The organism is Streptomyces dryopteridis (genome assembly GCF_049606955.1).
GTDB lineage: Bacteria > Actinomycetota > Actinomycetes > Streptomycetales > Streptomycetaceae > Streptomyces.
Map to the genome: position 1 here is coordinate 1,895,175 of NZ_CP187113.1, position 12,415 is coordinate 1,907,589.

Sequence of the window (12,415 nt, forward strand, 5' to 3'; positions counted from 1 at the left end):
CCGTCGTGCGCTACCCGTACATGTCGAGCAGTTCCTCCGCCGAGAGTTCGGTCGCGGCGGGGCCGGCGATGCCCGGCAGGGGCAGTTCGAACCAGACGGTCTTGCCGCGGTGGGTGCGCCGGGTGCCCCAGCCCGCCGCCAGCATCCCGACGAGTTGCAGCCCGCGGCCGCCCTCGTCGGTGTCGCGGGCCCGGCGCCGGCGCGGTTGCACGAGGTTGGCGTCCCACACCTCGCACACCAGGGTCCGGTCCAGCAGCAGCCGCAGCCGGATCTCGCCCTCGCCGTACCGCAGGGCGTTCGTGACCAGCTCGCTGACCAGCAGTTCCGTGGTGTCGAGCAGGCCCTCCAGGCCCCAGGCGGGCAGGGTGGCGCGGGCGAGTTCGCGGGCCCGGCCCACCGAGCGGGCCTCGCGGGGCAGGCTCCAGTCCCCGACCGCGTCCGGCGGCAGTCCCTGCACCCGGGCCATCAGCAGGGCGATGTCGTCCTCGCCGTGCCGGGTCTCCAGGGTCCGCAGCACATGGTCGGCCACGTCCTCCAGCGGGCGCACGGGGTCGGCGAGCGCGTCGCGCAGCCCGCGCAGCCCGTCCTCCAACGGGTGGTCGCGGGATTCGACGAGCCCGTCGGTGTAGAGGGCGAGCAGGGCCCCTTCGGGGAGTTCGACCTCCACCTCCTCGAAGGGTTCGCCGCCGACGCCGAGCGGCATCCCGGGCGGCACGTCGAGCAGGAGGCCGGGCCGGGGCTCGGCGCCGGGCTCGGCGGGTTCCACGAGGACCGGCGGCAGGTGGCCCGCGTTGGCGATGACGCAGCGCCGGGTCACCGGGTCGTAGACCGCGTACACGCAGGTGGCCAGGTAGACCTCGGCGAGGTCGGCGCCGGCGTGGTGCCGGGAGGCGGAGCGGGAGGCCGCCTGGGAGCCGGGGGCGCCCAGGCCCCGGGCCACCTCGTCGAGGGCGGCGAGGACCTCGGCGGGTTCGAGGTCGAGGAGGGCCAGGGTGCGCACGGCGGTGCGCAGTTCGCCCATGGCGGCGGCGGCGCGCAGGCCGCGTCCCATCACGTCGCCGACGACGAGGGCGGTGCGGTGGCCGGGCAGTTCGATGACGTCGAACCAGTCGCCGCCGACCTCGGTGGCGGCGTTGCCGGGCAGGTAGCGGCAGGCGATGTCCAGTCCGGACGCCTCGGGGGAGCCGGGCGGGAGCAGGCTGCGCTGGAGGAGCAGGGCGCGTTCGTGTTCGCGGCGGTACAGGCGGGCGTTGTCGATGCAGACGGCGGCGCGGGCGGCGAGTTCGACGGCGACGGCCCGGTCGCGTTCGCCGAAGGGTTCGCTGCCCTTGACCCGGGAGAAGCGGGCCATGCCGACGACGGTGTCGTGGGCCACCATCGGCACCAGCAGGGTGCACTGCACGGGGTCGCGGGGGCTCTCGCCGCCCTCCACGATGCGCGGGCGCGCCGTGCGCAGGGCCAGGGCGCCGGGGGATCCGGCGGCATAGCGGTGGATCTCGCCGACGGCCGCCGGGCGGTCCTCGCCGCCGGGACGCGGGATGGAGCCGAGGGCCGGCAGGTCGGAGACGGCGCTGCGGAAGGCGACGCGGCGCAGTTCGGGCGAGGGCAGTCGGGCCGCGCCGGGGCCACCGGGCAGGCTGGGGCGGCCGGGGCCCTGGGGGCGGGCGGGGCGGTCGTCGTCGCCTTGGAGGAGCCCTTGGTAGAGGTCCACGGCGGCGAGGTCGCAGAAGCCGGGGACGGTGACGTCGAGGAGTTCGCGGGCGGTGGTCTCCAGGTCGAGGGAGGTCCCGATGCGGTGGCCGGCCTCGTTGAGGAGGGCGAGGTTGCGGCGGACCCCGGCGGCCTCGCGGGCCGCGAGGCGACTGCGGGTCACGTCGGTGCCGAGGCCGGCGACCCCGATGGGCCGGCCGCTGCCGCCGTGCACGCGGTAGAGGTTGATGGACCAGTGGCGGTCCTCGCGCGCCCCGGGGGTGGCTCCGGTGATCCGCAGGTCGTGCACGGACTCGCCGGTCTCCAGGACCCGGCGCAGGGCCTCGGTCATCCGGTCGGCCTCGTGAGCGGGCAGGTAGTCGTGCACGGTGCGGCCGCGGTGGTCGTCGGCGCGGCCGCCGAAGACCCCGGCGAACCGCCGGTTGGCCCGCTGCACCGTCAGGTCCGTACCAAAGAGGAGGAATCCGAAGGGAGATTGACCGAATATCGCCTGCGAGGCGGCGAGGTCGGATTCGATCTTGCGCAACGCCCGGACGTCCACGACCACGCAGAGCGCGGCCCGCTCCCCCGTGCCGGTCTCGGTGGGCATCACGTAGATCTCGGCCACCCCGCGCTCGCCCTCGGCACCGGGCATCCGGAACGGGACCAGACCGGTCCACTCCTTGCCGTCGAGGATCTCGGCCATCCGGCGCCGGCCCCCGGCCCGCACCTCGGGCGGCATGAAGGCGTCGATCGGATCCAGCCCGACCACCCGCTCCGCGGGCAGCCCGAACAACTCCTCGGCCCGCAGACTCCACTGGTCCACGAGCCCGTCGGGCCCGATCGAGAAGGAGGCGACCTTGATGTAGTCGTAGATCGACCCGGGCGGACTGCTGTGCCACAGTCCGTCGTGCCACGCCCCCTTGGGCGCGCGGGTGTGATCCGTCTGTGCAGGTATCTCGCTCACGCGACCGTCCCCTCCAGCTCACCGCAACCGGACCGGCCCTGCCCGCAGTATTCAGCACCCGGGCCCGGGTGGCACAGCGTTCACGATCACAGCACGATCTCGTTCGTCCCGTTCGAATCGAGCCGGCCCGCGGACCGTCCCGTGATCGCCGACCGGCCTTCACCTTGTTACTCACCAGGAATGGCCAACTCGAACCACACTGTCTTGCCCGTCTTCCCGTGTCGGGTGCCCCAACGCTGGGCGGACACGGCGACAAGGTGCAGGCCGCGCCCGCCTTCGTCGTCCGGCGCGGCCACGCGCTCCCGGGGCGGATCCGGAAGCGGATCGGAAACCTCCACGAGCAGGGCCGGCCGGCCCACCCCGTCCGCGTGCCCCGGAGTGCCGGCCGGAAAACGCCGTACCAATCGCACACCGATGGGCCCGGAGGCGTACCGCAGGGAGTTCGTCACCAGCTCGCTGACCAGCAGGACCGCGATGTCGCCGACGCTGTCGAGGCGCCAGTCGCGGAGCGCAGCGCGCACCACGTGTCGGGCCGTGCGGACGGATCCGGGTTCGGCGGGGAAGGCCCACTCGGCACACGCACCTTCTGTGTCACTCACGCCGATCACTTCCCGGGCCGATCGGTCGGCCCCCGGTCGATCGCGTGCGGGAGCGCCGAGGGATTCCGGCGGCCGCAGGGGCGAGAAAGGGACTAAGTGCGACATACCCGATATTCGGGGTGTCGTACCATCCGTTCCGCCGTGCGGCGGCGCACTGTGGCACGAGCGGCCCACACGCCCCACCCCGCGCTCCCCGTTCCCCCGACCGGGGGACGGAACACAGGATTCGGGGCCCAAGCAGGGTGGCAAGAACCGGACCCGGACACGCCGGAGCCGGTCCGCCCCCGCGGGGACGGACCGGCTCCGTTCACCCGTTCACCCGTTCACGGGCTCAGGGTCGGACGCTCAGCCGTCGGCCCATCTCGGCGACCGCCTCGCGGTCCTGCTCCAGCCAGTCCACCGAGCCCAACTCGGCGGGCGCCAACCAGCGCAGCTCGTCGTGGTCCTCCAGGGGCTCGGGCTCACCGGCCACGAGCCGGGCGGTCCACACGTGCAGCACCAGACCGGGTCGGATCCGCCAGGCCCCGGGCAGGCGCTCGCCCACCTCGACCTCGACGCCCAGTTCCTCGCGCAGCTCGCGGGTCAGCGCCTGCGGCACCGTCTCCCCCGGCTCCGTCTTGCCGCCGGGCAACTCCCAGCGGCCCGCCACCTCGGGCGGGGCGCTGCGGCGGGCCGCGAGCAGCCGCCCGTCCCGGCACAGGGCTCCGCCCACGACCACGCGTTCCGTCATGGAACGGAGCCTATGCCGGCGCACCCGGGCGGACGGACGGGGTCAGTTGCCGCCGATGCCCGAGGTCTGGGGCGCCCGCTCCACGGTGTACGTGCACTTGTCCCTGGAGGCGTCCAGCTTCTCGACCAGGGTCACGGCCTCGGCCCGAGTGGCGTACCTGCCCACCCGATAGCGGTTGCCGGCCTCGTCCTGCCGTATGACCTCCCACGGGAGCGTGGCACCGCTGTCGCTCATCGCGCTTCATCCTCCGCCGACGTAACTGCCCGGGAAACCGCACTGTGCATATGCCGGAGCTTACGCCCGACCTTCACGGAGCGGATACGGGTTTACACGAGGAGATACCTGACGGAGATACGCATCCGGCCACGCGCACCGGTTCGCGCGCCCCGCACGCGGGCGTGCGTTCCCTCGCGGATCACCCGCGCGCACGCCTCGCCCCGCACCGGGACCGCGCCCCCGCGCCTCCCCCGACACTCCGGCACCCCCCTGGCACCCCCTCCGGCGCCCCGCGCCCGAGCCGTCCGCCGCGTCGCGGACGGTCCGCGATGATGGCACGCCCCGCCGCCCGGGGTCCACCCCAACCCGGGCGTGCGGGGCGCGCGTTGGACACGATCCGGCCCCACCGCCGCACCGGTCCCGCGCGTCGATCCGTCGGCCGGGCTACCGGACGGGCATGTGGTAGGCGAGCCGGTACCGGTCGGCGGGGACCACCACGTCCGCCGTCTCCACCGCGCGGCCCGATGCGTAGTACGTGCGTCCGATCACCAGCACCACGTGCCCCGGCACGCCTCCCAGCGCCTTCACCTCGTCCGCCAGGCCCGGTCGGGCCCCGACCTCCTCCACCACGTTGTCCACCACCACGTCGATGGCGGCCATCCGGTCCACCACCCCGCTCCCCCCGAGCGGCCCCTCCTCCGGGAGCATCACCGGCGTGCGCCCGGTCAGGGCCAGGGGCTCCCAGGAAGTGGAGAGCATCATCGGGTCCCCCGCCTCGCGGAACACGTACCGCGTGCGCATGACCCGTTCGCCGGGCTCGATGCCGAGTCGTTCGGCGATCTCGGCGGAGGCGAGGACCTGTTCGCTGACCGACTCCCAGGACCCCCGGGCCGTCGCGTCGGCCTGCTCCTGCCGGAACGGGGTGCAGGCCCCGGGGGTGCGGTATCCGGAGCGGGCCAGCCGGCGCGGCACCGGCCGTTCGCGCACGTACGTCCCCGAGCCGGACCGCCCCTCGACCAGCCCCTCCGCCATCAGCACCTTGCGGGCCTCCAGGGCCACGGTGTCCGAGACCCCGTACTCGGCGCGGATCCGGGCCTGGGAAGGGAGCCGGGTGTGCGGGGGCAGGGACCCATCGACGATCTTCCGCCGCAGGTCCCCCGCGACGCGAAGATAGGCCGGCTGCTCACCGAAAGTCACGAGGCACTCCCATCAGGTTGACAGACAGCTACAGGTTCGCAACCCAGGGTTGTGCGAGGCAAGCGCGGGCCAATGTTTCACTCGATGTGATGAAGGCAGGTCAATCAGGTCGGTTACTCGCGGTCACCGAACGCCCGCACGTCCGGCCCCCGACCCCGGAGCCCGTCACTCCGCCCGCGCCGGCGCCCCCGCCTGACGGCCGCCCGCACCGGCCCCCGCCCATCCTGCCCCGCGCCCCGCCGCCCCACGCTCCCCACCCGAACGGCCCGCCGCGACCCGCCGCGGGCCCGCGCGTCACCGTGCGCGTCGCCGTGCGCGCACGCCGAAGGGGGCGACCGCCGACGGCGGTCGCCCCCTTCTGTTCATCGCGCGGCCGGATCACCCAATCCGCCGCTCCCGGACCTGGAACTCAGGTCCGAGCGAGCCGGTCACGGCTCGACCGGTCGCTCAGAACTGGAGCGCCCAGGAGTCGATCTTGCCGACGTCGGCGGTCGCCTGGTCGGCCACCCGCAGCTTCCAGACCCCGTTGGCGACCTCGGAGGAGGCGTCCACCGAGACGGTCTTGACGACGTTGTCGGCGCTGCCGCCGGTCCGGTTGTGCAGGTTGTACAGGGTGCCGTCGGGGGCGACCAGGTCGATCTTCAGGTCACCGCTGTAGGTGTGCTTGACGTCGATCGACACCTGGAGCGAGGCCGGCGCGTTGCCCGCGACCCCGCTGACGGTGATCGGCGAGTCCACCGTGGAGTTGTCGTTCACCGCGTAGTCCGCGGTGTTCTCGAAGCGCTTCCCGGGCGGGGGCGTGGTGCCGCCGTCACCGATGTACAGCAGCCGGTTCGGGGAGCCGGTGCCGGGACCGGTGACCACGTTCGGGGTGGCCGCCGCGACCAGGGCCGCCGAGACCTGCGCCGGGGTGGCCGCCGGGTTCTGCGAGAGCCAGACCGCCGCCGCGCCCGCGACGTGCGGGGAGGCCATCGAGGTGCCGGAGATGGAGTTGGTGGCGGTGTCGTTGGTGTTCCACGCCGAGGTGATGGCCGAGCCCGGGGCGAAGATGTCGAGGATCGACCCGTAGTTGGAGTAGCTCGCCTTGGCGTCGGTGTTGGTGGTGGCGCCGACGGTGATGGCCTCGGCCACGCGGGCCGGGGACTTGGTGGAGGCGTCGGCGGTCTCGTTGCCGGCCGCCACCGCGTAGGTGATGCCGGCGGCTATGGAGTTGCGCACGGCGGTGTCGAGCGCGGAGTCCGCGCCGCCGCCCAGCGACATGTTGGCCACGGCCGGCTTGACCGCGTTGCGGGTCACCCAGTCGATGCCCGCGACCACCTGCGCGGTGGTGCCGGAGCCCTGGTTGTTGAGCACCCGCACGCCGACGATCTTCGCCTTCTTCGCCACGCCGTACGCGCCGCCCGCGACGGTGCCGGCCACGTGGGTGCCGTGGCCGTGGCCGTCCTGGGCCACGTTGTCGTTGTCGATGGCGTCGTAGCCGTTGGAGGCCCGCCCGCCGAAGTCGGAGTGGCTGATCCGCACACCGGTGTCGATGACGTACGCGGTGACGCCCTCGCCGGCCTTGTCGGGGTAGGTGTAGCTGTTGTTCAGCGGCAGCGCGCGCTGGTCGATCCGGTCCAGGCCCCAGGACGGCGGGCTGGGCTGGGTCGCGTCCACCGTGAACACCCGGTTCTGCACGACGGACTTGACGGCCGGGTCGGCGGCGAGCTTGCGGGCCTGCGCCTCGGAGACCTCCACCGCGTAGCCGTTGAGAGCGGCCGAGTAGGTGCGGTCGATGCGGGCGCCGTAGCGCTTGGCCACCGACTTGCCGCTGTCCTGGGTGGAGCGGGCGCGGTCGTCCTTGAGGGTCACGATGTAGCTGTTGGGCACCGCGTCGGCGGCGCCCGCGTACTCGATGACGCCTTCCGCGCCGGTGCCGGCGGCGGTCGCCGGGAGGGCCGTCAGGCCGCCGAGGGCGAGGGCGACGACGGCCGTCGCGCTGATGGCGGCGAGTTTCCGGCGGGATCGGGGCATCACGGACATGTGAGGGTTCCTCCTCATGAGTGGTGCGCGTGCGGGGGGTTGGTGGTGCTCGTCGTGCGTGCCGTGCGTGGTGCCGTGCGACGTGGGGTGCGAGTGGTGCACGTGGAACACGTGGGGCGCATGGAGCACAGGGGCACGAGGCGGTTCGCCGACGCCCCATCAACAGCATGGGCATGACAACCACTCGACCACGGGGAAACGTCCGCCCCCGTGACCTCCGGCGGCGACGCCCGGCTCAGGTTGACCCAGGCGTCCCTGATCCCACAAGAGGACAACGGAGGCGTAACAACCGCGCCATACGACGGCCATGATTCGGCAAAGGCGCTGCGCACCCGCCGCGCACACCCCGCGGACACCGCCACCCCCGCGAGCGCGGCGCCCGCCCCCGGCCGCCCGACACCCCCGCCCCACCCCCCTCGCGGCGCGCCCCGGCCCCCCGGCACCCGCACGGTTCCGGCCGGCCCCCGCGTCCCGCCGCCGGCCTTCCGTCCCGCCCCGCCGACACGTCCCCGCCCGCCCCGGCCCGGGCCGATCCCGCCACCCCAGGGCGACACCCGGCGCCGCCGACCGTTCGCTTCACGCCACCCCCGGCGCCGGGGCGCCCGCCCGGTCCGGGCCGGGCCGGGGCACGCCGGTGATCGCGGAGCCGGCCCGCCGGCCGGGCCCGGGGCGGGCCCCGGCCGCCACCGGCGACGCCCCCGGGCCGCCCCGCGCGACCCACCGCGGCCCCACCGGAGCGGGTTGTGAAGTTTTCGTGCCCGAGATCACCGCGGGCCCGGGCGGCCCGACGGACCGGGGCACACGAGGCACGGGCCCGGCCGGCCCCACGCGCGCCCCGCGCCTCCGGGGCCTAGCCGCGCGCGGCGGCCTCGTACAGGGCCTTGGCCCGGTCGTCGAAGACGGCCGCCGTGGAGTCCACGTCCGTGTCCCCGCCGCTGAGCACGGCGATCAGCCGGCCCGTGCGCCCCGGCCCGGACCGGTCCGCGATCCACGGGCTGCCGCTCGTGCCGGTCCAGAACCCGGCGCACGAGATGTGCATCATGTCCGGGTCCTCGGTGTCGTGCCCGGTCTGGGTGGTGCAGGAGATCGGCTCGTTGCGCGGGTTGTAGTCCTCGTCGGGGTAGCCGATCACGGTCACCTCCCGCTCGAACCCGGACCCGAAGTCCGGCAGCGGCGCCTTCCCGCGCCCCACCACGTCCTGGAGCGAGCGCCCGTGCTCGTCCGGCTCCACGGTGAGGAACGCGAAGTCGGCGGTGTCGTCGCCCCATTTGCTCCAGCGGTCGTCCACGTGCACCGCCTTGACCTTCCACACGCCGTACGGCTGCCTGCCCGAGCCCGCCCCGTGGAAGGCGGGGGCGAAGGACAGCTCGCCGATCGCGAGCCCGTCGTGCGCCGTCTCCCCCGGCACCCCGTCGGCGCCCTCGGGGGTGACGCAGTGCGCGGCGGTGGCGACGACGTTGCCCTTCGGGCTGTCCACCACGCTCGCCGTGCACCAGTGCGCGCCGCTCGCCATCAGCACCCCGACGGTCGGGAACGCGGTGGGCGGCGGCTCCTCGGCGGCCTTGACGAGCACGACGGTCAGCACCGTCGTCAGCCCGACGGCCGCCGCCGATATGCCCTTCGCCCAGGAACCCATCAGGCCCCGGCGGGCCCGCCGGACACGCCCGTCGCCGCCCGGGCCGGAGCCCGCGACGCGCTCGGCCGGGGATCCGTGCTCCCGTTCGCCGACGGCCCCGCCGTCGGGGCCTGCGACGGCTTCACCGGGTCGGGAGTCGGCTTGAGCAGCACCTCGCTGATCCACCGCAACGAACCCTCCCTCATGCCTCGAATGTAGGACTTGCCGTTGTGCTCGCCATTCTGGATCACCTGCAGGCGGGTGTGCACCGGACCCCGACCGTACTTGCGCATGAACGCCTCGGCGATGTCACGGCCCGGCTCCTTGGTCCCGATCTGGAAGTTGATCCACACGTCCGGCCCGCCCTTGGCGACCAGCGCGGCGGCCAGCTTCTCCGGGTTGTCGGCGTCCATCGCCGCCTTGTTCCCGTGCCACAGCGGGGAATCGGGGTCGGTCTGCACGCCCGAGGCGATGACGGCCTTGAACCGGTCGGGGTACTTCAGGACGTGCTTGAGCGCGCCGAAACCGCCCGAGGAGGAGCCCATGAAGGCCCAGCCGTCGCGGGAGGTGAAGGTGCGGAAATTGGCCTTCGCGAAATTCGGCACGTCATCGACCATCCAGGTGCCCATCTTGGGCTGTCCGGGGATGTCCGAGCCGTCGTAGTGGTACTTGGTGGTCGCGTTGATCACCGGCATGACGAGGATGAACGGCGGGTTGACGCCGTCCTTCGCCCCGTCGATCACGGCCTGCTGGAGCCCGAGACCGGTGCCCATCCAGTAGTTCTTCGGGAAGCCCTGACCGCCGGGCAGCGCGATCATGACGGGGAAGGCGCTCCGGGCGTACGCCGGGTCGTGGTACTCCTTCGGCAGCCACACCCACACGTCGCCGGTGAACCCGGACTTCTCCCCGACCAGGCGGTGCCGGACGATCTCGGTGCCGTCGGGCAGTCGGCTCTCGCGCACGAACGTGGCCTTGGGGCCGGTGGGCATCCGCACGCCGGGACGCGGGGCGGAGGCCGGGTCGGCGCCGGTGGCCTGGTCGGCGTAGGTGACCGGATCCCCTATGTCGTTGAAGAGGTTGAACTTCCACCCGGCCCAGCCACCCCCGCCCAGCAGCAGCGCGCCGGCCAGCACCCCGGCGATCACGCGGCCCCGGCGACGCCGACGCGGCGGGGTGGCGGCGGGGCCCGCGTACGCGTCCGCGCCGGCGGCGAAACCACCCGAGCCGGTGGCCGTGGCGGTGGGAGCGGTGGGGGTGGGAGCGGTGGGGGTGGCGCCGGCGGTGGCGGGGCTCACGTCGATGCCGGCGGGCACGCCCACCCGGCTCGCCGCCGCCGACCGCGCGCGCCGGGCCTCGCGGGCCCGACCCAACGCGAACCGACCCGCGGCCGTCTCCGGCCCACCCGTCGTCTCGCGCGGCGCCGGGGCGTCCCCGACCCCGCTCACACCACTGCGCTGCTGCTGGTCTCGCTGCACGGAACCGTCTCCGACCGTCGTTCACCGGCCTCGCGACGTTCCCCGCGAACCGGACCGAAATATCCCCCTTGCACCCTTCTTAGAGGGTGTGGCACCCGAACGGGTTGCCTGGGCGGGCCGAGTGGCCCCGTGACCTGGCCCTCACCCACCCGCGTGCGCGGGGCGGCCCGCGCGACCCGAGGCCGCACGGGCGGCGGTGTGCGTCAGGTGCTCCGGCGGGCCCCGGCTCGACGGCGAATCCCGCGTCACCGACCACCACGCCCGGCACAGGGCCACCGCGACCGGTCCGCACCAGATTATCCCGCCCCACCCGGCCTCCCCCCACCCCGGACCCCGCCGCGGCACGCACACGGCGCACGCCGTCACGCGACCGCGCTCGACCCCCGCCACCCGCCGCACCCGGGCCGCAACCGCCGCGCGCCCCACCACCGGGCCCCCGGCCCCGGCGCCCCCGAACGCCTCGAAGAGGGGCCGGCCGGGTGGCGCGAATCACCCCCGCCCCGCCGGGCCGCGCGCCCGAACATCGGAGCGGGGGCGTAGCGCGCCCCCGACCCCGCGACGCGCCCGCCCCGCCACCGGCGGCGGCCGGAGCGGGTCAGGGGCTCGGCGACGGGATCGGGCCGTCGCGACCGTCCACGTCGGCCGGCGCCCGTGCGGACCCGCCCCCGGGACGCCTCAGCCCGCGTTCGCCTCGGGCCCCTTCATCGCCTTGCTGATCCACTCCAGCGAGCCTTCCTTCATGCCCCGCACGTAGTGCCAGCCGTTGTGCTCGCCGTTGAGGATCTCCCGGACGGTCACCTTGATCGGGCCCTTGCCGTACGTGCTCTGGAAGTTCGTCAACCGCTCCTTGCCGGACTCCTTGGTCCCGATCTGGAAGTTGACGTACACCTCGGGCCCGCCCGAGGAGATGAGCTTCTGGGCCAGCTTCTGCGGGTTGTTGGCGTCCATCTCGGCCTGGTGGTTCTTCCACAGCGGCGAGTCCGGCACGACCTCGCCGCCACTGGCGATCACGGCCTTGAACTTGTCCGGGTGCTGCATGACCTGCTTGAGTCCCACGAACGCGCCCGAGGAGGACCCCATCAGGGCCCAGCCGTCCCGGGACTTCCAGGTGCGGAAATTGGCCTTGGCGAGGTTCACGACGTCCTCGGACAGCCAGGTGCCCATCTTGGGCTGCCCGGGGATGTCGGAGCCGTCGTAGTAGTACTTGGTGTCGGGGTTGAGCACCGGCATGACCAGGATGAACGGCAGGTTCTTCCCGGCCGCGGCGCCCTCGGCGATCGCCTGCGGCAGCCCCAGGCTCCGGTCGGCCCAGTAGTTGGTGGGGAAGCCCTCGCCGCCGGGGAGCGCGATGAGCACGGGGAAGCCGCTCTTCGCGTACTTCGGGTCCTCGTACTCCTTGGGCACCCAGGCCCACACGTCGCCCTCGAAGCCGGACTTCGCGCCCTTGAGGCGGGTCTTGACGATGCGGGTGCCGTCGTCGAGCTTCGTCGTCTGCTTGAACTCGGCGGCCGGCCCGGTCGGCATGGACACGTCGGACGCCTTCTCGCCGGCGTCCGGCGTCCCGGAGGCCCCGCCACCCTTGGCCTGACCCGCGGGCTTGTCGAACGAGACGACCTCGCCGTTGCCGTCGAACCACTCCTTCTGCCACCCGTAGTACCCGACGCCACCGGCGGCGAGCACGAACACGAGCGACAGGCTCAACCACAGCTTCTTGCGCGAACGCCGCCGGGGCGCCCCGCTCCCGTTCCCGTTCCCGTTCCCGGGCCCGGCCCCGTGCCCGCTTCCGTATCCGGGCGGTCCGGCGGGAGGCCCGGCCGGCGGCTGGTAGGCGGCCCCGGGGTACAGCCCCTGGGCCGGGGGTATCGGCGCGACCGGCGGCGCGGGCACGCCGTACCCGCCCCCCTG

At 74.0% G+C, this 12,415-nt stretch carries 9 protein-coding genes; all 9 read right to left on the minus strand.

Annotated features, from left to right (window positions below):
* Nucleotides 1–10: 10 nt before the first annotated feature.
* The 9 genes from ACN20G_RS07745 to ACN20G_RS07785 all read right to left on the minus strand — a co-directional run bounded on the left by ACN20G_RS07745 (nucleotide 11) and on the right by ACN20G_RS07785 (nucleotide 12,211).
* The gene (locus ACN20G_RS07745; RefSeq protein ID WP_424215418.1) at nucleotides 11–2,647 is read right to left on the minus strand and encodes a SpoIIE family protein phosphatase; all 2,637 of its coding nucleotides are present in this window, start codon (nucleotides 2,645–2,647) and stop codon (nucleotides 11–13) included.
* A 176-nt stretch (nucleotides 2,648–2,823) separates the two neighbouring features.
* Nucleotides 2,824–3,264 (minus strand): ATP-binding protein, encoded by a 441-nt coding sequence (locus ACN20G_RS07750; protein ID WP_424211989.1) that lies wholly within the window; start codon nucleotides 3,262–3,264, stop codon nucleotides 2,824–2,826.
* A 322-nt stretch (nucleotides 3,265–3,586) separates the two neighbouring features.
* On the minus strand, nucleotides 3,587–3,985 hold the full coding sequence (locus ACN20G_RS07755; protein ID WP_424211990.1) for a (deoxy)nucleoside triphosphate pyrophosphohydrolase: 399 nt from the start codon (nucleotides 3,983–3,985) through the stop codon (nucleotides 3,587–3,589).
* A gap of 42 nt (nucleotides 3,986–4,027) precedes the next feature.
* Entirely contained in the window at nucleotides 4,028–4,219 is a 192-nt protein-coding gene (locus ACN20G_RS07760; RefSeq protein ID WP_424211991.1) for an SPOR domain-containing protein, read from the minus strand.
* A 426-nt stretch (nucleotides 4,220–4,645) separates the two neighbouring features.
* Nucleotides 4,646–5,398 carry a GntR family transcriptional regulator gene (locus ACN20G_RS07765; RefSeq protein ID WP_424211992.1) on the minus strand — a complete coding sequence of 251 codons (753 nt, stop codon included), beginning with the start codon at nucleotides 5,396–5,398 and terminating at the stop codon, nucleotides 4,646–4,648.
* 447 nt (nucleotides 5,399–5,845) lie between these two features.
* Entirely contained in the window at nucleotides 5,846–7,420 is a 1,575-nt protein-coding gene (locus ACN20G_RS07770; RefSeq protein WP_424211993.1) for a S8 family peptidase, read from the minus strand.
* 850 nt (nucleotides 7,421–8,270) lie between these two features.
* Nucleotides 8,271–9,056, minus strand: a complete 786-nt coding sequence (locus ACN20G_RS07775; protein WP_424211994.1) for a trypsin-like serine peptidase — start codon at nucleotides 9,054–9,056, stop codon at nucleotides 8,271–8,273.
* Nucleotides 9,056–10,510 (minus strand): alpha/beta hydrolase, encoded by a 1,455-nt coding sequence (locus ACN20G_RS07780; protein WP_424211995.1) that lies wholly within the window; start codon nucleotides 10,508–10,510, stop codon nucleotides 9,056–9,058. The genes ACN20G_RS07775 and ACN20G_RS07780 overlap by 1 nt, the downstream gene beginning before the upstream one ends.
* 675 nt (nucleotides 10,511–11,185) lie before the next feature.
* Nucleotides 11,186–12,211 (minus strand): alpha/beta hydrolase, encoded by a 1,026-nt coding sequence (locus tag ACN20G_RS07785; RefSeq protein ID WP_424211996.1) that lies wholly within the window; start codon nucleotides 12,209–12,211, stop codon nucleotides 11,186–11,188.
* Nucleotides 12,212–12,415: the final 204 nt, after the last annotated feature.